Source organism: Labrenzia sp. THAF187b, assembly GCF_009363375.1.
In the GTDB taxonomy this organism is placed as follows: Bacteria; Pseudomonadota; Alphaproteobacteria; order Rhizobiales; family Stappiaceae; genus Roseibium; species Roseibium algicola.
In genome coordinates this window covers 1,931,462-1,953,304 of the sequence record NZ_CP045344.1, presented here as the reverse complement: position 1 = coordinate 1,953,304, position 21,843 = coordinate 1,931,462, and the positions used below count along the sequence as shown (strand labels likewise).

General features: G+C 58.6%; 27 protein-coding genes. 23 read left to right on the top strand and 4 right to left on the bottom strand.

Features of this window, described 5'->3' with window-relative positions; genetic code table 11:
• The first annotated feature begins 77 nt into the window (after positions 1-77).
• The 9 genes from FIV03_RS09115 (at position 78) to FIV03_RS09075 (ending at position 9,049) form a co-directional block, all read left to right on the top strand.
• On the top strand, positions 78-719 hold the full coding sequence (locus FIV03_RS09115; protein ID WP_152509339.1) for a TetR/AcrR family transcriptional regulator: 642 nt from the start codon (positions 78-80) through the stop codon (positions 717-719).
• Between the two features lie 75 nt (positions 720-794).
• Positions 795-2,402 carry a carboxyl transferase domain-containing protein gene (locus tag FIV03_RS09110; RefSeq protein WP_152509338.1) on the top strand — a complete coding sequence of 536 codons (1,608 nt, stop codon included), beginning with the start codon at positions 795-797 and terminating at the stop codon, positions 2,400-2,402.
• A gap of 4 nt (positions 2,403-2,406) precedes the next feature.
• Positions 2,407-2,832 carry an ASCH domain-containing protein gene (locus tag FIV03_RS09105; protein WP_023002915.1) on the top strand — a complete coding sequence of 142 codons (426 nt, stop codon included), beginning with the start codon at positions 2,407-2,409 and terminating at the stop codon, positions 2,830-2,832.
• Positions 2,829-3,350, top strand: coding sequence for an O-acetyl-ADP-ribose deacetylase (locus tag FIV03_RS09100; RefSeq protein ID WP_023002914.1), 522 nt, complete (start codon positions 2,829-2,831; stop codon positions 3,348-3,350). Before FIV03_RS09105 ends, FIV03_RS09100 begins: the two co-directional genes overlap by 4 nt.
• Positions 3,340-3,669, top strand: coding sequence for a hypothetical protein (locus FIV03_RS09095; protein ID WP_023002913.1), 330 nt, complete (start codon positions 3,340-3,342; stop codon positions 3,667-3,669). The genes FIV03_RS09100 and FIV03_RS09095 overlap by 11 nt, the downstream gene beginning before the upstream one ends.
• Positions 3,670-3,672: 3 nt before the next feature.
• Positions 3,673-5,667, top strand: coding sequence for an acetyl/propionyl/methylcrotonyl-CoA carboxylase subunit alpha (locus FIV03_RS09090; protein ID WP_152509337.1), 1,995 nt, complete (start codon positions 3,673-3,675; stop codon positions 5,665-5,667).
• Positions 5,654-7,285, top strand: a complete 1,632-nt coding sequence (locus FIV03_RS09085; protein ID WP_152509336.1) for an acyl-CoA synthetase — start codon at positions 5,654-5,656, stop codon at positions 7,283-7,285. The genes FIV03_RS09090 and FIV03_RS09085 overlap by 14 nt, the downstream gene beginning before the upstream one ends.
• A gap of 118 nt (positions 7,286-7,403) precedes the next feature.
• On the top strand, positions 7,404-8,264 hold the full coding sequence (locus tag FIV03_RS09080; protein WP_152509335.1) for a hydroxymethylglutaryl-CoA lyase: 861 nt from the start codon (positions 7,404-7,406) through the stop codon (positions 8,262-8,264).
• Positions 8,261-9,049, top strand: coding sequence for a crotonase/enoyl-CoA hydratase family protein (locus FIV03_RS09075; protein WP_152509334.1), 789 nt, complete (start codon positions 8,261-8,263; stop codon positions 9,047-9,049). The genes FIV03_RS09080 and FIV03_RS09075 overlap by 4 nt, the downstream gene beginning before the upstream one ends.
• 207 nt (positions 9,050-9,256) lie before the next feature.
• Here the strand turns inward: FIV03_RS09075 and FIV03_RS09070 are convergent, their stop codons facing one another.
• Positions 9,257-9,994 carry a hypothetical protein gene (locus FIV03_RS09070; RefSeq protein ID WP_152509333.1) on the bottom strand — a complete coding sequence of 246 codons (738 nt, stop codon included), beginning with the start codon at positions 9,992-9,994 and terminating at the stop codon, positions 9,257-9,259.
• Positions 9,995-10,282: 288 nt separating this feature from the next.
• Positions 10,283-11,104: a response regulator gene (locus FIV03_RS09065; protein WP_209009914.1), complete on the bottom strand. Its 822-nt coding sequence runs from the start codon at positions 11,102-11,104 to the stop codon at positions 10,283-10,285.
• A 511-nt stretch (positions 11,105-11,615) separates the two neighbouring features.
• On the opposite strand from FIV03_RS09065, the gene FIV03_RS09060 reads away from it, so the two are divergent.
• Positions 11,616-11,939 (top strand): hypothetical protein, encoded by a 324-nt coding sequence (locus tag FIV03_RS09060; RefSeq protein ID WP_152509332.1) that lies wholly within the window; start codon positions 11,616-11,618, stop codon positions 11,937-11,939.
• Positions 11,940-12,108: 169 nt separating this feature from the next.
• Here FIV03_RS09060 and FIV03_RS09055 read toward each other — a convergent pair whose 3' ends face one another.
• Positions 12,109-12,423, bottom strand: a complete 315-nt coding sequence (locus FIV03_RS09055; protein WP_152509331.1) for a hypothetical protein — start codon at positions 12,421-12,423, stop codon at positions 12,109-12,111.
• 269 nt (positions 12,424-12,692) lie between these two features.
• Between FIV03_RS09055 and FIV03_RS09050 the strand changes: the two genes are divergently transcribed.
• Entirely contained in the window at positions 12,693-13,457 is a 765-nt protein-coding gene (locus FIV03_RS09050; protein ID WP_209009913.1) for a hypothetical protein, read from the top strand.
• 336 nt (positions 13,458-13,793) lie between these two features.
• Positions 13,794-14,405 (top strand): GNAT family N-acetyltransferase, encoded by a 612-nt coding sequence (locus FIV03_RS32040; protein ID WP_152509330.1) that lies wholly within the window; start codon positions 13,794-13,796, stop codon positions 14,403-14,405.
• On the opposite strand, the gene FIV03_RS09040 is transcribed toward FIV03_RS32040, so the two are convergent.
• A complete protein-coding gene (locus FIV03_RS09040) occupies positions 14,314-14,823 on the bottom strand; it encodes a helix-turn-helix transcriptional regulator (protein ID WP_173013812.1) in 510 nt (169 codons plus the stop codon). The genes FIV03_RS32040 and FIV03_RS09040 overlap by 92 nt on opposite strands.
• 122 nt (positions 14,824-14,945) lie before the next feature.
• Here FIV03_RS09040 and FIV03_RS09035 point away from each other — a divergent pair, with 122 nt between their 5' ends.
• The 11 genes from FIV03_RS09035 (at position 14,946) to FIV03_RS08985 (ending at position 21,806) form a co-directional block, all read left to right on the top strand.
• The gene (locus tag FIV03_RS09035; protein WP_152507417.1) at positions 14,946-15,257 is read left to right on the top strand and encodes a helix-turn-helix domain-containing protein; all 312 of its coding nucleotides are present in this window, start codon (positions 14,946-14,948) and stop codon (positions 15,255-15,257) included.
• On the top strand, positions 15,257-15,574 hold the full coding sequence (locus tag FIV03_RS09030; RefSeq protein ID WP_152509328.1) for a hypothetical protein: 318 nt from the start codon (positions 15,257-15,259) through the stop codon (positions 15,572-15,574). Before FIV03_RS09035 ends, FIV03_RS09030 begins: the two co-directional genes overlap by 1 nt.
• Positions 15,571-15,804, top strand: a complete 234-nt coding sequence (locus tag FIV03_RS09025) for a hypothetical protein (RefSeq protein ID WP_152509327.1) — start codon at positions 15,571-15,573, stop codon at positions 15,802-15,804. Before FIV03_RS09030 ends, FIV03_RS09025 begins: the two co-directional genes overlap by 4 nt.
• Positions 15,805-15,945: 141 nt before the next feature.
• Positions 15,946-16,788, top strand: coding sequence for a ParB N-terminal domain-containing protein (locus tag FIV03_RS09020; RefSeq protein WP_152509326.1), 843 nt, complete (start codon positions 15,946-15,948; stop codon positions 16,786-16,788).
• On the top strand, positions 16,781-17,239 hold the full coding sequence (locus tag FIV03_RS09015; RefSeq protein ID WP_152509325.1) for a hypothetical protein: 459 nt from the start codon (positions 16,781-16,783) through the stop codon (positions 17,237-17,239). Before FIV03_RS09020 ends, FIV03_RS09015 begins: the two co-directional genes overlap by 8 nt.
• Positions 17,236-17,487 (top strand): hypothetical protein, encoded by a 252-nt coding sequence (locus FIV03_RS09010; protein WP_152509324.1) that lies wholly within the window; start codon positions 17,236-17,238, stop codon positions 17,485-17,487. Before FIV03_RS09015 ends, FIV03_RS09010 begins: the two co-directional genes overlap by 4 nt.
• Entirely contained in the window at positions 17,484-19,676 is a 2,193-nt protein-coding gene (locus tag FIV03_RS09005; RefSeq protein WP_152509323.1) for a DDE-type integrase/transposase/recombinase, read from the top strand. The genes FIV03_RS09010 and FIV03_RS09005 overlap by 4 nt, the downstream gene beginning before the upstream one ends.
• Positions 19,677-19,743: 67 nt before the next feature.
• Positions 19,744-20,502, top strand: coding sequence for an ATP-binding protein (locus tag FIV03_RS09000; RefSeq protein ID WP_152509322.1), 759 nt, complete (start codon positions 19,744-19,746; stop codon positions 20,500-20,502).
• On the top strand, positions 20,502-21,146 hold the full coding sequence (locus tag FIV03_RS08995; RefSeq protein WP_152509321.1) for a hypothetical protein: 645 nt from the start codon (positions 20,502-20,504) through the stop codon (positions 21,144-21,146). Before FIV03_RS09000 ends, FIV03_RS08995 begins: the two co-directional genes overlap by 1 nt.
• Positions 21,143-21,526: a transcriptional regulator gene (locus FIV03_RS08990; protein WP_152509320.1), complete on the top strand. Its 384-nt coding sequence runs from the start codon at positions 21,143-21,145 to the stop codon at positions 21,524-21,526. Before FIV03_RS08995 ends, FIV03_RS08990 begins: the two co-directional genes overlap by 4 nt.
• A complete protein-coding gene (locus FIV03_RS08985; RefSeq protein ID WP_152509319.1) occupies positions 21,516-21,806 on the top strand; it encodes a hypothetical protein in 291 nt (96 codons plus the stop codon). The genes FIV03_RS08990 and FIV03_RS08985 overlap by 11 nt, the downstream gene beginning before the upstream one ends.
• Positions 21,807-21,843: the final 37 nt, after the last annotated feature.

Here is a 21,843-nt window from a genome sequence, read left to right as displayed (position 1 = left end):
CAGCAACGCTTTCGCACTCAAATTACCCTTGCAAATGAACGAACGTTCATTTATTTTTTGCAGCAGGGAGAAACAAGATGGCAAGTGCAGCCGCAAGACCGCAAAGCCGATCCAGAACGGGCGCGAAAGGCCAGGAGACTGCCGCACGTGTGCGCAAGGCAGCCCTGAAACGCTTTGCCGCCAACGGTTATGCCGCTGTCTCCATGCGCGAAATCGCCGCCGATGTCGGCGTTCAGCCAGGCGCGCTCTACAATCATTTTCCGACCAAGCAGGACATCCTGAAGGATCTGATGCTCGCCCACATGGGCGAACTCCTTGCTGCCTGGGACGAAGCGGCTTTTCCGGCTGACATGGACCCGCTGGAGCGTTTTGTCCGCTTTCACATCCGCTATCACCTGGAACGGGCGGACGAGGTGTTCATTTCCTACATGGAACTGCGCAATCTCGAACCGGACAACTTCGACATCGTCGAAACCGAGCGCCGCCGCTACGAGGGCATCCTGACGGGTATTCTGGAAACCGGCTCCGCGGCAGGCCGCTACAGCGTACGCGAACCGAGGGTCGCCACCCGCGCGATCATCGCCATGCTGACTGGCATTCCGAGCTGGTACCGCGAAGGCGGCCGCCTGTCGAAACTGGATATCGAAGAGATTTACCTGGACCTGGCGCGCAAGGCCGTTGCGCCGGAGAACCGGGACATTCCGGCCCCTCAGGCGTGAAACCGGACGCGTGGGGAGCAAGCAACTGAACTCAATCGACCGTCCACAAGGTTGATCCAAGGGAGACCGGGTGACATGAGCATCCTGAAATCGAGCCTATCGCCAAGAAGCGAACAGTTTGCAGCAAACCGCGCCGCCCACGAAGCGGCCATGGACACCGTCAAGGCAGCAGCCCAGACAGCCCTGGACGGTGGTGGCGAGACCGCCCGACAGCGTCATGTGTCCCGCGGCAAGATCCTGCCGCGCGAACGCGTCTCCCGCCTGCTCGATCCCGGTTCACCCTTCCTGGAAGTCGGCATGCTGGCCGCCCACGAGATGTACGAGGGCGCAGCTCCCGCCGCCGGCATGATCGCGGGCATCGGCCGGGTTGAAGGCCGCGAGGTGATGATCCTTGCCAATGACGCGACCGTCAAAGGTGGCACCTATTATCCGATGTCGGTCAAGAAACACCTGCGCGCCCAGGAAATTGCCTCGGAAAACAATCTGCCCTGCATCTATCTGGTCGACAGCGGCGGCGCCAACCTGCCCAATCAGGACGAGGTCTTCCCGGATCGCGACCACTTTGGCCGCATCTTCTTCAACCAGGCCAACATGTCGGCAAAAGGCATCGCCCAGATCGCGGTCGTCATGGGTTCCTGCACAGCGGGCGGCGCTTATGTGCCGGCCATGTCGGACGAAACCATCATCGTCAAGAACCAGGGTACCATCTTCCTGGCCGGTCCGCCTCTGGTGAAGGCCGCCACCGGCGAGGAAGTATCTGCGGAAGATCTCGGCGGCGGCGATGTCCACACGCGCCTGTCCGGTGTTGCCGATCATCTTGCCCGCGACGATGCCCACGCACTCGCCCTCGCCCGCCGCGCCATCGCCAGCCTCAACCGCACAAAGACGCCATCCGTCGCGCTGCAGACCCCGGAAGACCCGCTCTACGATCCGGACGAAATCCTCGGCGTCGTTCCGGCCGATCTGAAAACGCCCTATGACATCCGCGAAGTGATCGCCCGCACCGTCGACGGATCGCGCTTCGATGAATTCAAGGCCCGCTACGGCACCACTCTGGTCTGCGGCTTCGCCCATATCCATGGCATGCCGGTCGGCATCATCGCCAACAACGGTGTTCTGTTTTCCGAAAGCGCGGTGAAAGGGGCCCACTTCGTCGAGCTCTGCTCCCAGCGCAAGGTTCCGCTCGTGTTCCTGCAGAACATCACCGGTTTCATGGTCGGCCGCAAATATGAAAGCGGCGGCATTGCCAAGGACGGCGCCAAGCTGGTGACGGCGGTCGCCACCACGTCCGTTCCGAAGATCACCATGCTGGTGGGCGGCTCCTTCGGTGCCGGCAACTACGGCATGTGCGGCCGGGCCTATTCGCCGCGCTTCCTGTGGACCTGGCCCAATTCCCGTATTTCGGTCATGGGCGGCGAACAGGCCGCCGGCGTGCTTGCCACCGTCCGCCGCGACGGTATCGAGCGCAAGGGTGGCAGCTGGTCGGCGGAAGAGGAAAAAACCTTCAAGCAGCCGATCATCGATCAGTTCGAGCAGCAGGGCCACCCGCTTTACGCGACTGCCCGGCTCTGGGACGATGGCATTGTCGACCCGCGCAAGACCCGGGACATTCTGGGCCTTTCCCTGTCGGCAGCCCTCAACGCCCCGATCGAAGACACGCGCTTCGGTCTCTTCAGGATGTGATCCGATGTCCATCGACGAGCTGAAAGCAAGATACCCCGGCGCCGAAACCTTCAAATTCGGCGACAATGCGGACCTGTGTGCCCAGCTCATCGCCCTCGTCCGCGCCGGCAGGAAAACCGCCACATGCGGTGCCTTGCAGAGCTATGAGGACGGCGGTGAGGTCCTGCCCGTTCATGGACGGCGGGACATTGCACTGAACTGGGACGACACCCCCGCGCTGGTGATCGAAACACTGGAAGTGTCCGTCGTGCGCTTCTGCGATGTCGGGGAAGACTTCGCCCTGGCGGAAGGCGAGAATGATGACCTCGCCGGCTGGCGCAGGGACCATCAGGTCTTCTTTGAACGCAACGGCGGATTTGACCCGGAAATGGACCTTGTCTGCGAGCGCTTCAAGGTTGTCGAAGATCTGCAGCCGGAGCTCAAGCCGTGAGCAGGATCGAGACACACATCGGCGACATCACCCGGCTCGACGTGGATGCCATCGTCAACGCGGCCAACTCGTCGCTGCTCGGCGGCGGTGGTGTCGACGGGGCGATCCACCGTGCGGCAGGTCCGGAGCTCCTGGCCGAATGCAGGACGCTTAACGGCTGTGAAACAGGCAACGCAAAGATCACCAGTGGCTACCGCCTGCCCGCCCGCCACGTCATCCACACGGTCGGCCCCGTCTGGAAAGGCGGCACATCGGGCGAAGCGGACCTTCTTGCCTCCTGTTATGAAACCAGCCTGCGTCTTGCGGCAGAAACCGGCTGCAGAAGCATAGCCTTCCCGGCCATTTCCACCGGCATTTACGGCTATCCGGCCGGCAGCGCTGCGTCGATCGCGGTGGAAACTGTCAAACGAGTTCTGGAGGACCTGCCGGAAATCGAAACCGTCACACTGGTTGCCTTCGACGAGGCAAGCCATGCCCATCTTCTGGCAGCACTCGGGAGGAAACCTCATGAAGGGTGAAGTCCGCTCGATGGTGGAATGCGGCCCGGATATCGAAGCAGCGTTCCGTGACCAGCATCCCGACATACAGCTGACGCAGCCCCTGACGGCCATCCTGGTTGCGCTCGACGAAGGCAATATCGACAAGGGCGACACCCTCTCCGTCGGCGGCCTGAAGGTGAGCGTGCTGGCAACCGGACGAAGCGCGCTCCTTGCCGACGGAAGCCGGAACTCCATCACGGTGTTCAGCGAGCTGCCCATACAACATATGCCGGATCTTGCTCCGGACCGAACTGCCGATACCCCCGGCGCACTAGTCACTCCCTGGGAGGAGAACTGAGAAATGTTCAAGAAGATCCTCATTGCCAACCGCGGCGAGATTGCCTGCCGGGTGATGGCAACGGCCAAGAAGCTCGGCATCAAGACCGTTGCGGTCTATTCCGATGCGGACGCCAGGGCCAAGCACGTTGCCATGGCCGACGAGGCTTTCCGTATCGGACCGGCACCGGTCTCGGAAAGCTATCTGAAGGCTGACAAGATCATCGAAGCCTGCAAGCTGAGCGGCGCCGAAGCCGTGCATCCGGGCTACGGCTTCCTGTCTGAAAATCCGGATTTCGTCGACGCCCTCGACAAGGCCGGCATAACCTTCATTGGCCCGAGCGCCTCTTCCATCCGCGCCATGGGCCTGAAGGATGCCGCCAAGGCGCTGATGGAAAAGGCCGGTGTGCCGGTGGTGCCCGGATATCATGGAGAGAACCAGGACGCGGACTTCCTGAAGGAGCAGGCCGACCGGATCGGCTATCCGGTGCTGATCAAGGCGCGTGCCGGCGGTGGTGGCAAAGGCATGCGCCGGGTCGATGACCCGAAGGATTTTGCAGACGCCCTGAAAGGCGCGCAGCGCGAAGGCGAAGCCAGTTTTGGCGATGGCCGCGTGCTGATCGAGAAATACCTGACCAAGCCTCGCCATATCGAGATTCAGGTTTTCGGCGACAGCCACGGCAATGCCGTGCATCTGTTCGAGCGCGACTGCTCGCTGCAACGTCGCCACCAGAAGGTGATCGAGGAAGCCCCTGCCCCCGGCATGCCGGTAGAAATGCGCCGCGCCATGGGGGAAGCCGCCGTGACCGCGGCCAAGGCCATCGACTATTCCGGCGCCGGCACAATCGAGTTCATCGCCGACGTTTCCGAAGGCCTCAGCTCCGACCGGTTCTATTTCATGGAAATGAATACCCGGCTGCAGGTCGAGCACCCGGTTACCGAGCTCATCACCGGCGAAGACCTGGTCGAGTGGCAGCTTCGCGTGGCCTCCGGCGAAACCCTGCCCAAGCGCCAGGAAGATCTTTCCTTCAACGGCTGGGCCTTCGAAGCACGGTTGTATGCGGAAGATGCGCCGAAGGGCTTCCTGCCCGCCATCGGCACGCTGGAGCATCTGGCCCTTCCGGAAGACAGCGCCCGGGTCGACAGCGGCGTGCGCTCCGGAGATGAAATCACCCCCTATTACGATCCGATGATCGCCAAGGTGATCGTCCAGGGCCCAACCCGCCAGGCGGCTCTCGGCAAGCTGCTGGCAAGCCTTGAGGCAACGGAAGTTGCCGGCTGCGTCACCAATGCCGGCTTTCTGGCGGCCCTGTGCCGCCATGAAGGTTTTGCCGCGGGCGATGTCGACACCGGCCTCATCGACCGGGATCTGACCCAGCTCATAGAAGAACCCTCCATTCCGGTGGACGCCATTGCCCTTGCCGCTCTCACGGCGCTCGGCCTGACCAGGCCGGCAAGTGGCAACGATCCGTTCGACACGCTGGCCGGATGGCGGATCTGGAGTGCATCGCGCCAGTACGCACTGCTTGAAATTGCTGGCGAGCGCCGGGACGTCGAGGTCCATGCCCTCGGCCATCAGCGGTTCGCGGTCCAGCTGGAGGAAGGCTCACGCGAATATGCTCTGGTGAAGGTTGAAGGCGGTGCGATCACCTACGACTGTGACGGCCACCGTGCCCGGGCCGTCGTGGTGGAGGACCGCAAGGGACTGACGGTCTTCCTCGGCGGCCATGCCTTCCCGGTTGCCTTGCCGGACACACTCAGCGCCGACGAGGAGGCCGGCGGCGCGGGCGATCAGCTGATCGCGCCGATGCCCGGCCTCGTGAAGGTTCTGAACGCCAGGGCAGGCGAAGCCGTGACGAAGGACCAGCCACTGGTGATCCTGGAAGCCATGAAGATGGAACACACGCTGAAAGCCCCGCGGGACGGTGTCATCGGCGAGGTTCTTGTTGCCGAAGGCGAGCAGGTAACCGACGGCACCGTTCTTCTGGCGCTCGCGGAGGAAGCCGATGCTGCCGCATGACGCCACGACTTATGACGACCTGTCCGGCAGGTTCCGATGGGAAATCCCCGACCGGTTCAACATCGGCGTTGCCATATGTGACGACTGGGCGGCACGCGAGCCGAACCGGGAGGCGCTGGTCTACACGGACGAGGACGGCAGCGCCACCAGCTACACCTATGGCGACCTGAGGCGGCTTTCCAATCAGCTTGCCAACCTGCTGACCGCCCGAGGCGTCCAGCCAGGTGACAGGATCGGCGTCCTGATGCCTCAAAGGCCCGAAACCGCGTTTTCCCATATTGCGGCCCTGAAACTCGGTGCGATCACCATTCCGCTTTTCACCCTGTTCGGTGAAGAAGCACTTGAGTATCGGCTGAAGGATTCCGGCGCAAAGGCAGTGATCACGGATGCAAGCGGCTCTGCCAAGCTTGCGACCATCCGTGACCGGCTGCCAGAACTGACGACCGTCCTCTGTGCGGATGAAGACGTCCCGGGGGCAGAAAGCCTCCATCATCACATGGCCGGACACGAAGGCACATTCCACCCCTTCGACACAGGCCCCGATGACCCGGCAATCATCATCTACACCTCCGGCACCACCGGACAGCCCAAGGGCGCCTTGCACGGCCACCGTGTGCTGCTCGGCCATCTACCGGGCGTCGAGATGAGTCATGATCTTCTGGGCCAGCCGGGTGACAGGATCTGGACCCCGGCGGACTGGGCCTGGATCGGCGGCCTGCTCGACGTTCTGATGCCCGCGCTCTTCCTGGGTGTGCCCGTGGTAGCGTGCCGGTTCAGAAAGTTCACCGCTGAAGCAGCCTTCCAGCTGCTGCAGGACCAGAAGATCCGCAACACCTTCCTGCCGCCAACCGCGCTGAAGATGATGCGTCAGGTGGAAGCCCCGGAAAACCGCTGGCAATTCACCCTGCGCTCGGTTGCCTCCGGTGGCGAGACGCTCGGCGCTGAGCTGATAGACTGGGGCCGGCGCACATTCGGCCTGACGATCAACGAATTCTACGGCCAGACCGAGTGCAACATGATCGTTTCCAGTTGCGCCAGTCTGATGGAGGCGCGTCCCGGTATCATGGGCCGACCTGTTCCCGGCCACCATGTCAGCGTTGTCAGCGACACAGGTGAGGAACTGCCTGCCGGATCACTCGGCAACATTGCCGTCAGACGTCCTGATCCTGTGATGTTCCTGAACTACTGGAACAACATGGAAGCGACGGAAAAGAAGTTTGCGGGCGACTGGCTTTTGACGGGCGACACCGGCATCAAGGACGACACCAGGTGGATCCGCTTCGTTGGCCGGGATGACGACGTCATCACGTCATCAGGCTATCGCATCGGCCCGGGAGAGATCGAGGATTGCCTTATCAAGCACCCGGCGGTCGCCATGGCCGGTGTCGTCGGCAAACCCGACAGCCAGCGAACGGAGATCGTCAAGGCGTACATCGTGTTGAAAAACGGCATTGAACCGACCGACAAACTTGCCGGGGAAATCGCCGACTTCGTCAAGACGCGCCTTGCAGCCCACGAGTATCCGCGCGAAGTCGCTTTTGTCGACGCCCTGCCCCTGACCACCACCGGCAAGGTCATCCGCCGTGAACTGCGCGCCCGAGCCGAGCAGGAAGAGTGATCGTGTCAAATACCGTTTAACGAATGCATCCGCGATTTGCCTGATGCCGTCCCCCGGACGAAGCGCAATGAAGAACCGGTCTCACCTTTAGGCCTCACGAGAAGCTAGAGAAGAAAACATGTCTGAATTCGTCACCCTGTTTGAAATGGGCCCGCGCGACGGTCTGCAGAACGAGAAAACCTTTGTGCCGACGGCCCAGAAGATCGACCTCGTGGACCGGCTTTCTGCCTGCGGCTTCCGCAAGATCGAGGTGACCAGTTTCGTCAGTCCGAAATGGGTACCGCAGATGGCCGATGCCCAGGAAGTGATGGAAGGCATCTACCGGCATCCGTCCGTGACCTATGCGGTGCTGACACCCAATGTGAAGGGTTATACGGCCGCCAAGAAGGTGTCGGCGGATGAAGTCGCCATTTTCGGTTCGGCCTCGGAAGGCTTTTCCAGAAAGAACATCAATTGTTCGGTTGCCGAAAGCATCGAACGCTTCAAGCCGCTTCTGGAAAAGGCACACGAGGACGGCATCCCGGTTCGCGGCTATGTCTCTTGCGTGACCGACTGCCCCTACGACGGTGCAACACCACCGGAGAAGGTTGCGGAGGTCGCCAAAACGCTGTTCGATCTCGGCTGCTACGAGATTTCCCTCGGCGATACCATCGGCGCCGGAACGCCGGAGACCATCGGCCGGATGCTGGACGCCGTGCTGACCGCGATCCCTGCGGACAAGCTTGCCGGCCATTTTCATGACACCAAGGGCCGGGCGATCGAGAACATCGAGGTCAGCCTCGAAAAGGGCTTGCGCACTTTCGACAGTGCGGTCGGCGGTCTGGGCGGTTGCCCCTATGCACCGGGTGCCAAAGGCAATGTCGCAACCGAAGCCGTGCTCGACCTGATGACCCGCAAGGGCTTCGAAACCGGCATCGACCGGGCTAGGCTTGCTGAAATCGCCGACTTTGCCCGCACCCTCAGGAGTGTTGACGCATGAGCTTCGAGACAATCTCCCTTGCCGTTGACGACCGGGGCGTCGCAACGCTGACACTCAACCGCCCGGAAAAGCACAATTCGCTTTCCGCCACGATGATCGCCGAACTGACGGAAGTTGCCGCACATTTGGCGGAGGACGACGCTGTCCGTGTCGTTGTCCTGACGGGTGCCGGTGCCAGCTTCTGCGCGGGCGGCGACCTTGGATGGATGCGTGAGCAGTTCGAAGCTGACCGTGAGACCCGCATGACTGAAGCGCGCAAGCTTGCCATGATGCTGCAGAGCCTCAACGAATTGCCGAAGCCACTGATCGGCCGTGTGCAGGGCCAGGCCTTTGGTGGTGGCATCGGCATGATGAGCGTCTGCGACACCGTGGTTGCCGTCGACAGCGCGAAATTCGGCCTGACGGAAGTACGTCTCGGCCTCATCCCGGCAACCATCAGCCCCTATGTGCTGGCCCGCATGGGCGAAGGCAAGGCCCGCCAGGTATTCATGTCCGCCCGCCTGTTCGGCGCGGAAGAAGCCCGGGATCTCGATCTTGTGGCGAAGGTCGTGAGCGAGGCGGACCTCGATGCGGCGATCGAAAAGGAAATCAAACCGTATCTCTCCGCTGCCCCCGCTGCCGTTGCCGCCTCCAAGGCACTGGCCCGCAGCCTTGGCCCGGAAATCACCGAAGAAATCATCGACGACACCATCCGCCGCCTCGCCGAGACCTGGGAAACCCCCGAAGCCCAGGAAGGCATCTCCGCATTCTTCGAAAAGCGAAAGGCGAACTGGGTCGGTTCGTAGTTTGCAGCGGCTGATGCCAGTACCGGGTCTTCAGACGATCAAACTCCCCACTCCCTCATCCCGAGGAGCGCGCTGGCGCGCGTCTCGAAGGATGGGCCACACAGAACAAGCAGCCCATGCTTCGAGACGGACCTGACAGTCCTCCTCAGCATGAGGAAGAATTTGTGGTGAGCTTCAACAAAGCGCTGAAAACAGAAAAACCCAGCCTCAATGCCCGGCGCTGCGCCTTGCGTGTTCGATCAGGGCTGCGATACGCGCCACTTCCTTCTGTTCCGACTGCGGCGGCTCCTGCTGCGGGCCGCCGTACATGCGCTCGCGCCGCTGGCGGATCTTCTTGCGCTGATATTCGCTGATCCCGTCTGGAAGCTCCATACCGGCCCTATCGATGTTGATCAGCACCCGCTGCAGGTCCGGCACAAGTTCGGAGGAAATGGTGAAGGTTGCCCCGTCCGGGCGCTTGAAGACCAGTGTCGTGGTGGTTTCAGCCCCGTTCAGCAGAACCGCTGATCTCGGTCCCAGCGAGCCGATCGTCGACTGGAACCAGGCAGCCCAGCCGGAAGCGTGCCACAGGCGGATGTCGATCTTTTTCAGATCCTCATACATCACGCGGACGCGTCGGCCAAACTGGGTGAATTCGAAACCGTTGCTGAAGAAACGGACCCAGGATGTCTCCTGTCGTGCGGACACTGTGAACAGCACCGGCGCAATCGAGGCAGGCCCCAGGCAAAGCAGGGCCAACAGGGCCGCGCCTCCGCTCCAGTCTGCCATCCCGATGAAAGCTATGGAAAAGAAAACGGCACCAATCACGAACCCGATCATGTCGAGCACCAGAACCGGCGGATGACATACCGGCTTTACGGCACCGGACGGTATGTTCGGCCGCGGCAAGGCAGCGTAGATCCCGGCGGCGGCGATAATGCAAAGCAGGCTGCTGAGCACCGACATGAAAAAATATCCGCCGACTATACCCAGCACGCAGAGGCCGAGAGGCAATATCCGGCGAAGTAATTCAAGTTTTGCTGTTTTGCCCACACCGCTCTCCATGCATTCAGACAGTGGAACCGATACGAACTAGAGGGAGACTTCTGATTCTTTCATTGAATCAACTGAAGCGTTTTAAATCAAGAATGCTGAAAAACAATCCAGAAACAATGCAAGCGTTCGGCAAATGGTTCCTGCGAAATTTCCAGGAGAACCGGACGGAACGATCAGCACCCGCCAGTCCGACGAGGCTCACGATGCCTTGCGCTCTCGCTCCATGAAGCTGAACATGTTGCGCACCTTGCCGAATTTTGGCGTATCCAGCTCCAGGAACTGATGCATGAGCGTATCTATGTCCTGAGGCGTGAACGGCTTTTTCAGGAAACCGGATATGCCGACGAAGGCCGCGGACCGCTCCAGATAGCTCGTGTCGTTGGTGGACATCATGTAGATGCCGATCTTGCTCGACAGGTCCCGGATCGAACCGGCTAGCTCGATACCGTCGACATCCGGCATGTGAAAATCCGTCAGCACAATCCGGAACTTGCCCGATGCCAGAGCACGAAGCGCCGCGTGCGCGCTGTCGGCTTCCGAGATTTCGAAGTCGAACCGGCTGGCCTCCAGAACCTTGCGCGTCAGTTTGCGCATCGTACCGCTGTCGTCGACGAACAGGATCGGATAGGTCGTCGTCATCGTCATGTAAGTGGCGACGATCTCCGACACATCCTCCGGAGTGAAAGGCTTTTTCAGGAAATGATAGGCCCCCAGCTGCTGAAGCGTGTTGGCATTGCGCTCATCGAGGCCGCTTGAAATCGCGACCGTCAGACAATCTGTAGACTTCGTCTCGCTCATCGCGGCGATTACTTCCGGGCCATTCAGCCCCGGCATGTTGATGTCGATGAAGGCGATGTCGATCTGTTTCTTCTTCAGAACCTCGACAGCTGAACGACCGTTATCGACGTTGTCGACCTCGATGTACCGCTTGGAACGATGAACGGCGATGCCGTTGTTGATGACTTCACGAGCGATGCCGCTGTCGTCAGCGACAAGAATGCGGATCATTTTATGCAGCAATTCTCATCACCTTGTGTGCGGCTCTCGCATCGTCACTTGAGGCCATGTCTAAATTAACAAGTACAATAAGGAAACAATTGTATATTTTCTGTTACTGAAGATCGTCGATCATTTTACAACTTTTGATATACATAGATTTACATGAATAATCATTCAATGGACTCTGCAACTCTTACAAATAAGATGTAAAGGCCGGAACCACATCTGGGAAAATCCCACAAAATACGAGGATACAGCCTCAACCGGGCTTCACAGCCTTCCCCGCAGTCGCATTATGGTTCAGTGACTTCCGTCGAATTGGAGCAACCTGCGGCCTTCTTTTTCAGAACACGGGCTCCAATCAGTCTGTTTCTGAAAATCAGACGCGACCAAAACAAGGATCTGCTGGGCAATACGATTGTCACGTCGGGACAAGGTCGCCCGCAACCCGCCACACCAACTCTACGTCAATTTGTAGCGTCAGAATTGGACAATCACCCTGCCTCTTGAAAGAGCTGCCGACGGGCCATCAATGTGGCACTTCCCGTCCGATAAACAGAAACCGGATCAGCAGCAGGGCAACAAGTTCGCCAGCATCAAAGCTGTCCCTGTGACTTGTGCGGCCCATGAATCTAGTGGCGGGTCCAGCGATCGCACAGCATTTTGTAATGCGCAAGGAGAGTTGGCACTTGGGGCTTTTGTGGGATTAAGTGGGATTACCCGGTTTTTGGCGAAATTCAGCCGTTTTTACCGAGAAGACGCCAATCTGTGTGATTTCAGGGCGCGCAATGATTTTGGCAGTCCAACTGAGATCCCGTCGGCAAATGAAGCTGCGCGGGAAGAAATTCTGCAATGAAAGCAACGAAACACAAAAAAAGAGGTCCGAACTGCAACGCGATTATTGCGATGAGTTCGGACCTGGGCTTGATCGGCAGAAATCTGCGGGGTTGAAGGAAATTGCGCAGATCGGTTGATAACACGAGGTCCGAACTTTCGAATTGCGCTCGACGAGCAGTGAAAGCCCCTTAGCGATGAAAGCCAGGTTTACCCAACTGATGAGCGTTTCTTGGATGGACCGCCCCCTTGTACCCCTGAACAAGTTCGATGGCTTTCAGTCCAACGATACGAGACAAGGCCGCGAGTACAGCGGACGCGCCCCAACCGATCACGAAGAGAGTTAGGTCACCTGTAACAGCAGCTAGAGCGAGACTACCAACTGCCGCGATCGCAGCCAGAACTGCAACGGCTCGGGCGTTGTACCAATCAGCCACTACCACCGGTGCCACCGAAAAAATAACCAGGGCAATGAACACCCCAGTGCCAAAAAAGCCTGCAATCATTTTTACCTCAACTCTTAAAAAACGACGGTGCAGCTTTCTACATATCAACTTGCGGCGTGATCGAAAACGAGTTTCCAATTTTTGCGTGCAGCGGGTGGTTCAATTTAGGCGTTGTTGAAGGACCATTTAAAGGTCCCAAATCGAGCTCTGCACTGATCGCCAAGGCACTTCTTTCCCGCTGATTCCTGTCACGGTTGAGTCACGCTAGCGACTATACCCATCGGCTTGGTGGGCTTTTGCACCGAACAAATGCTGGGGGAGAGAACTTAGTGGTACGCATTTTTTCAACACTGGTTTTTGCGATAACGTTCGCCACTTCTGCGATCGCGCAAATCGACATAAAGAAGAGCGAAACGGAATATCTTATCTCTGAGGTAGTCCAATCAGCCAGAACCAATCAACTGGCCGCCGAACGGATACTCTACGCTGCCGAGCAAGCAATTGATGCAGGTGCGGTGATCGTATCCTCAGTCCAGAATGACAGATTGGTGCATACCGAATTGAAGCGCCTAGCAACTGGAGTTCCTGGGGCGAGAGCTATCATCGTGATTGGCAGTGACGGGCAGTTGCTGCACGACAGCTACAAGTACCCGGTTGCACCGTTGGATCTGTCCGACCGCAGTTATTTCAAAGAGGCATTGACCGGCACCGACCTGGTTGTCGGTAAGCAGGTAGTCGGACGCACGTCTGGAGCGTCATTCGTTCCTTTAGTAAAACGACTTGGTTCCCTGACATTCGTTGTTGTGGCATCGCCCTTTGCACTCGTAGATCTGCAGAGCGAATGTGGCGACTGCTGGTCTCTTGCGCTGCAGCGAGACGGAACGATCGTCACAATGTTTCCACCAGAAATTCAAGTGAGTTCGAGGTTGATCAACGTCGCGATTAGTGCCCACGAGACGTCCGGATCGCGAGTGGTGAGATACCAGAATTCAGTTGTAGCGGTCGCGTGGCGAAAAAGTTCCGATTTCCCGCTGATCAATCTGAGCGTTCGCGGTCTCCCTGATACCGCAACGGTCGATATCGATATCAACTAAAAATCGCTTGGCGACCTTATAGCGGTCGCCAACGAAACCCCATGCATTGTCTGACTGAGCTTGCAACCACAATGAAGAAGCGGGCTCGCCAGTGGAACAGGCAGCTAATTCCGCTAACTTTGCGAGGTCATCATCCGATGGCCCGTTTGAAGCATAGGAATGGAACCCGGCTGCGACCGCAAACCCAATTGAGAACGCCAGAACGGCAATTCCGCTAGTCTTAATTTTGCGGACATTGCCTGAAACATTATCCGTAATAATCTGGCGCAGAAAATCATCGCGCATTGTTCGCCCCTTGCACCCCGAGTTTTTGCAATCTAGAGGGGAGCAGACGCGATGTCTATCATTACGGGAATTAGACAAGCGAATTTATCTGACGTTGTAAAAATTGCCAGTATTCACGTAGGTTGCTGGAAGGAAGTTTATTCCTTCATGCCCGATCAAGTCCAGGCGCAACGTGGTTTCGATTACCGATATAGACAGTGGGAGCATTGGTTCGAAGAGCGTCCAACAGGACAAGCGGTTTTCGTTTTGGAAGCTTGCCAGAAAGTCGTCGGTTTTGCTGTGGCAAAACCGAACACCGATCCAGCAATAGACGCACCTGGCGAGTTCCACGCATGTTACATTTTACCGGATTATCGCGGAGGGTCATCCGGCCCATTGGCTATGCGGGTACTAGCCGAATTCCTGAAATCCGAAGCTCTCTGGCCTGCGTGCGTTTGGGCCTTCAAATCGAACCCGTACCGCCGCATTTATCCGGCCCTTGGTTGTGAACCGAAGGTGTTCAGAGACCGCATTATTGCAGGTATTGCGCTCCCTGAGATCGGGTACCAGGTTACGGACTATGACGGTCTTCTTAATCGTCTCGACCGGATGCGCGCTTCAGCTGCTCAGCGCCAAATTCAATCACCTCGGCCGCAGCCTCTGTCTTCACGTCTTCCCGCGTAAGCAAGTAATCGAACATGGACAGACACTGATCTGCGAAGGCGGCCGGCTTGGTGCGCCTTGGCAACTTCTCATAGTAGGTCTCGCATATATTCCAAAGGAAGCTGCGGATATCGTCTATCGAAATCTGCGTGCCCGTCACTTGCGGGGCATCCAGTTTCATGGGGCTTTTTCCATCTGCCAGCCAACCTGCAGAAACGTTCGCAGCTTCTGCTATCGCAACTAGCTTGCTCCTCGTTGGATCGGACTCCCCCGATCGATATTTGTCGAGTGTTCTGCGTGCGATGCCTGACCGACGCTCAAGCTGACCGACACCTCCAACGGATTTAACCAGTATTTCCAACCGGTTACGGAAAGCAGTATCTGTTTCCAACACAAAATAGGCCCAATAAGGCCAATCAAGCCCTATGAGGCTTGACATGTAGGCCCAATAGTTCCTACCTTTCATTTTGTCGGCGCGAACATTCACGCCGAGTTGTCACACCAAAAGTCCAAAGAAAACGGCTTGTTGCAGCAAGCCGTTTTCCCACCAGAGAGGCCCAAATGGCAAAACCAAAACACGCTCCGCCAGATGGATGGGACCGGTTTTCCATCACCGCCGAAATTCACCGTCAGGGGATGACGTTCGGCGAGCTGGCTAACAGGGCTGGAATCACGATCAAGACCTTTAGCCAGGTCTGGACGCGTACCAACCGTAAGGCCGAGAAAGCGATCGCCGATTTCCTTGAAGTGAAACCGGACAAGCTCTGGCCCGACCGTTATCCGATCCGTTCCGCTCGAATCCTTTCTACCGCAAACGAGCGTTCCGCCGCTAGCCAGAAAGCTTCGGTTCGGCCGGACAGGAAGGCGGCGTGATGGGAGCGCATGATCAGACGTTGCTGTCCGCGCAGACGGATGGTGCCGAACTCTGCGAGCGCTTTGTTGTCACCAAAGTGTCCAATTCCGGAAACCGGTTTTTCTGCACAGCAGGTGTCTCCCTGGTCGAGACGCAAGGCGGAAACCAAGCACTTGTCGCAGAGACATCTTTGTTTCTGGGAGACGCTTACAGGTTTCACAATGAGGTCGTGGCGCAACGCTTACGCGATGACTTGAACGAAAATGGCATCGGCGGGGCGGCCTGGATGGCGGTTCCTTATACCAGTCTGGCCGGTGAAGGGGCGCAGGAACGATGAGCGCCGCTCCGTATCTGGTTGGCATGGGTGGCGCGGTCGCACTGCTTCTGACGCTTCTGTTGGGCGTTTATAGCCTCCTCAAATCGATCTCAAGCCCTCGCCCCAGACGCAACGACTTCTTCGCTCCGGAAGCTTTTCAATCGCACTACACGGAGTTCGGCTACCGCAGCCGGCGTCGTTTTCCGACCCTTTCAAGACTTATGGCTGCCCTCCTGTTCAGGCGGACCTAGGGCGGTCAAAGCGCGTCACCTGCGTCAGTGGTGAGACGCGGCGCTGCCGCAATTGACGCGAAGCCAACAACTTATCGGGCGGCTTTGGAATTCTTGAGACGGGCCGCCCGGTCCTTTTCCCAGAAATCATTGAGGTTCGAATTGAGCGCGTATCAGTCCATCAAGGTTTCCCTGATCGATATTCCCGAGGGCCGTTTGCGGAATGTGGATCAGGCGTGGGCGGAATGCCTGTCCGGCATGTTTATTGAGACTGGACAGAAAACACCGATTGACGTTGTCCCCAACGGGAAACGCTACACCCTAGTTGCCGGAGCCCATCGGTTGACGGCTGCCGGGATCGTCAAGTGGAAAGAGATTGAAGCCCGCATTCTGGAGACAGACGGCGGCGTATTGGAGGCGGAAGATCTTCGCCTGCACGAGATTTTGGAAAACCTTGGCCGCAAGGATTTCAACGCCCTGGAACGGTGCGAGGCGCTCACGGAAATGAAGCGCATTTACGAGGTACGGCACCCGGAAACCAAGCACGGCGGCAAACGCGGCAACCAGCATACAGGCGGCGAAAAGAGGCAAGTGGCAATTTTTGCCTTTTGCCAGAATGCTGCCGAGAGCACGGGTTTGTCCGATCGATCTGTTCGGCTTGCGGTGCAAATCTTTGAGGGACTGTCCCCCGAGACCCGTGAGCGCCTGAAGGGCACCGCCTTTGCAGGCAAACAGAGCGACCTGAAGGCACTGGCGGTTCTGGACGCGGATGCCCAAGCCAAAGTGTTGGCGCTGATCCTGGGCGACAAGCCGGCTGTCGCGTCCATTGCCGATGCGATCCTGAAAATCTCAGGCGAAGAACCGGAGACCGATACCCAGAAGCGGGAGAAGACGGTCACGCAGTATCTGCCCAAACTCGGGAAGCACTTCCGCGCGACCCTGTTCAGGGGGTTCAAGGAAGAGATCCTTGACCTGGTAAAAAGGGAGGGCTGGCTCGATGCGTAAGCCGCGCGATGAATTCACCCTCGATCTCTTCAACGATTGGACGCCGCCACGCGTTTCGGTCGGTTTTGAGCCGGATGCCTTCCCCGGTACGCGGCTTGCCTCCCGGATCAGCCGTGCCATCGCCAGAGTTCTCAAAGACTGCGGCAAAGACAGGCTCACCGTTGCCGCCCAGATGAGCGAGCGGCTTGGCTACAAGGTCACCAAAGAGACACTTGAGGCCTATGCCTCGGAAGCAAAAACCCAAAACAACATCACGGTGGAGCGCTTTGTCGCGTTGATACACGCCACCGGCAAAACCGAGCTGCTCGGCTTTCTTGCCGAAGGGTTCGACATGGCTGTGGTTCCTCGAAAATACGAAAACGTCATCGAGCTGGCGTTGATCGAAGACCATGCCCGCATGATCGAAACTCGCAAGAAAACGCTGCAGGCGCGGTTGCGGGGGGCGAAATGACCAGGAGTTTGCTGGACCGAGCCGAGAGTGGCCGACTTCGCGAATGGTGCCGCGACGTTCATGCCGCCCATCCTTATGCACCTGCTACGCAAATCCGTGAACTGGCGCTCGCGACCTTCGGCAAGACAGTCGCTGTGAACGGTGAACAGGTGCCGATGCCACCGGTTCGATCGTTTCAGCGTTGCCTGAAAAGATGGCGCGACGAGCGCCGGCAGGCCCGTTGGGACAAACGGAGGGCTGGAGCATGAAACTCTGGTTGACCGCTCAAGAGATCGCAGACCTGAAACTGGATGGTTTTCCTGCGTCAGAGCGCGGTGTCCAAAAGCTGGCAGATCGCGAAGGATGGGCAGGCTCTTGCTACGCCCGCAAGCGGCAAGGCCGGGAAGGCGGCGGTGGCTTTGAGTATCACACGGATCTCTTTCCGCTCACTCAGAAGCTGCAGTATTGCGCCACCTTCGTTGAATTGAAGGATGAGGACCTGATCCTGGAGTCTTCCGACGATCCCGAGTTCGATCACCGGGCCGAGCGGAAGCGGAATGCCAAGCTGATCGTCTTGCGGGCTGCAGAAAGGTTCCGGGCACAGACCGGCCTTCATCAGAATGCAAGCGATCATTGGTTCATCCTGATCTATGCCGAGAAGAAAGTTCCGGTTCCTGATTGGGTCTATGCGACGGTCAAAGGCCTTTCCTTGCGCAGCCTGGCCCGGTGGCGGTCCCAGGCAGAGGAAAGCCAGAACCGACTGGCGTTCCATCCCGCGCAATCGCGCAAGGGAACGGGCGTTCTGGACCAAGCCGAACAGGGCACACTGAAGTCCTACGTGCTTGCGGCGATATTCCAGCAACCACACCTGAAGGCCAATGTTCTCAGAGCGATGGCAGAAGCGAAATTCGGCAAGCAGATCGAGGTCGTAAATCCCGAGACAGGTGAAGTCTCGAAGCGGGATCTGCCACCTTTAAGGACGTTTCAACACACCTTAAAGAGCTGGAAGCTGGAATTTGCCAGCGCGCTCAAGCGCCACACCGATCCGGACGGTTGGAAGAACACCGATCGGGCTGTGATGATCGGCGGAGCATCTGCCGGGATCGAACGTCTCAACCAACTCTGGGAAATCGACGCTTCGCCGGTGGACATGTTGACCACGGAAGGCCGGTGGAACGTTTACGCCTGCATCGATGTTTGGTCGCGCCGGTCGATCTTCCTGATTTCCTGCACACCTCGCGCGGACGCTGTTGGCCTCCTGGTGCGCGAAGCCATCCTGAAATGGGGCGTGCCGGAAGCCATCAAGTCGGACAACGGCTCGGATTTCAAGGCGAAGTCGACCGTTCGGTTGTTGAAGCATCTCGACATTGAGCATCTAATTTGCCCGCCCTATTCACCCGAACAGAAGCCGCATGTGGAGCGTGTCATTAAGACATTCCAGCATGGCTTTGTAGAGCTGTTGCCGGGGTTCGTTGGGCACAACGTTGCCGAACGCTCAGTCATTGAAGGGCGGAAGGCGTTCGCCAAGCGCCTCGGCCTTGATGACTACAATGTCTTTGGCGTGGATGTGTCGCCCGAAGAACTTCAGGAAATGGCGAACGACTGGGCTGAAAACGCCTACGGCCGGAACCCGCATGGCGGCCTGAAGAAAATGTCACCGGAGGCCAAAGCGGCAACCTCGACGGAAAAGGTGCTGACTGTCGACCCAGACGCCCTGGATGTTCTTTTGGCTGCCGTACCGAATGGCGGCGGTATTCGGACGGTCCAGAAAGGCGGCGTGCGCGTCGACAACGAGTTCTACGTCATGACCGATTGCGCGGTGATGGCGGGCGAACAGGTGTTGTGCCGGATGGACCCGAAGGACCTCGGACGGATTTGGCTGTTCGATGCCGAAGGACTGACCTTCCTCGGTCACGCGATCTGCGCAGACCTGGTCGGCGCAGACCCGGTGGAAACCATTGCCAGATACCGCGCCCTGCAAAAAGCCTACATGGACGAACAGGTCGCGCCGATCAAAAAGGCGATGAAGGAAATTGGCCCGCGCGATGCCCTCAAGGCGGTCATGAACGAAGAGCGCGCCCAGGTGTTGTCGTTCCCGCAAAAGCGCGAAGAACACACCACGGCGAGAACCCTTGCAGCCGCAGACGTGAAGAAGCGGCGCGCGCCCAGGGAACTGTCCGAGCGCGAAGCCGCGATGATGGAAAGCCTGAAGGCCGACACCCTACCGCAGGCGCTGCAGCCAACGGCCAAGGTTCACAAGCTCTCCAAGCAGCACACGCCGGAAGCGTTGTTCAAGCGGGCGCTGCAGCTGGAACAGCGCTTGGCAGAAGGAACACCGATTTCAGATGAAGACGCGATCTGGCTGGCCGGCTTTCAGGCCGGGCCAATCTATCGCGCTCACAAGCTGGTCTGGGAAGACACGCAGCACTCACAGAAACGCGTACCGCCCGCGTCTTAATGGGCAAGAAAACGGCCCTGAAGGGGGCAACCTTCAGAGCCTTGATAACTAGATAACGGAGTGAAGAATGACGAACGGAGACAACTCTGTCAATCCCGGTGGCCTCGCAGCCCTGAAGAACGTTTCCCGGTTTCTTGTTTTGATGGAAACTTTGATCAACCGCGGAGTGCACCTGCCGGGCCTCGGCGTGTTCCACGGATTTTCCGGTTACGGCAAAACCTATGCCTCCCTTTATGCCACCAACAAAAAAGGGGCTTTGCGCCTTGAAGTAGGCGACAGCTGGAACAAGAAAACCTTTCTGCAAAAGCTGCTGATCGAAGCCGGCGCAAAGCCGGGTCGCATGACGATCGCCGATCTCACTGAAGAAGCGATCATGGTTCTGGGCGACGATTATACGCGGCCGCTGATCATCGATGAAGCGGACAAGCTGGCCGACAAGGGCATGCTGGAGCTGGTTCGCGAGATCCAGGAGCACAGTCAGGTGCCAGTGTTGCTGATCGGTGAAGAGCAGCTGCCTGCAAAGTTGATGAAGGTCGAGCGAGTGCATAACCGGGTGCTTGAATGGGTACCTGCTGAGCCTTGCGATATCGATGATGCCAGGGCGTTGGCGAACCTGTTCTGCCCGCACCTCGAAATCCATGACGATCTCCTTGATGTCCTGGTCGACACGACGCAGGGCCGAGCTCGGCGCATCGTCGTAAACCTCAACAAGATGCTGGAGCATGCCCGCAACAGCCGGGAGGCAGAGTTCGACGCCGCGTCATTCGACAACGGCTGGTTCTACACCGGCGAACCGCCCCGCCGCGTCAATCGGAGGGCTGCCTGATGTCCATCCAGCTTGAACTGACTGTTACAGCCGGCACGCCGATCTTTCGCGGACACGATCATTACTGGAGCGTGGTGCGCGATCTTGGAAAGGACCGGAGGACGTTCACCAGACGGGAAGTTGCTCTGCGGTCCAACGACCGGGACGATACTTGCGTTGGAGACTTTCTGAAACGCTTGCACGCTGCTGGCTTCCTGGAAGTGATCGACCAGAAAAGGCTTGCGAACACGGCGGGTGGTGGCACTGCCCTGCACAATGTCTACCGCCTGCTCAAGCGTCCTTCTGCCACGCCGATCATCAACCGAGACGGCACCCCTGGAACGCAAGGGTTGGCGCAGCTGCATCTTTGGAACGCCATGCGGGCTTTGTCCACCTTCACACTGATTGAGCTGGCTGTGTCCGCCTCGACAGACAGTGTTGAGGTGCCTAGGGAAACCGCCAAGCGGTATGTGACCCATTTGAGCCGCGCCGGGTATCTGCAGGTTTTGCGGCAGGCGTCCCCGAAGGTTCAGCAGATCTGGCGCTTGAAGTCCTCCATGAACACAGGACCAAATCCGCCCAAGATCCTGCGCACCAAAGTCGTTTATGACGCGAACCGCAAGGAAATCATGGGGCGTCCTGTCGCTGAGGAGTGCGCGGCATGAACACGCTCTCCATGCAACAGAAGGCGGTTAACGCCTGGGTGGGCGGCGTACCGGATTGGGTCGAGGAACTCGCGCTCATGACCGATTGCGAAGGTCTCAATGCGTGTGCTGCCAGACTCGGTTACTCCCCGGCCGTGATCAGCCAAACCATCAGCAACAAGTATCGAGGGGACCTATCGAAGCTCGAGGACAAGGTGCGTGGCGCGCTTATGGGCGTCACGGTTGATTGCCCCGTCCTCGGGAAGATCGGGCGACACATCTGCCTTGACTGGCAGGCAAAGCCCAGGGCGGTGACCAATTCAACCCGGTCGAAGCTCTACCGGGCTTGCCGGAACCGTTGTCCTCACTCCCGCTTGAAGGGAGGCGGCCATGCTCAGTGAAGATCTGGAGTTTCTGGCGCGTGAGCTGGACATCCGAAAGAACGCCCACGGCGAACTGACATTGCCGGCGCACCGGACTGCCGCCCTCGGCTGCATCCTGACCGAATGCGTGCGGATGGCAAAGCAGCTGGAAGCCAATGCCGTCCGTGAACCGGCCATCCTGGTCGATCTCTCCGATCCGAAGATCGAGCTGTTTCCCAAGGCGAAACGGCCCGTGCCCGTCCACTCCAACCCGATCCGCACTTCGGCGGACGGGCCGGACGAGGGCGGAGCAGCTTGAGTATCTCCCGGCGTTTAGTGGGACATTAAAGGGACTT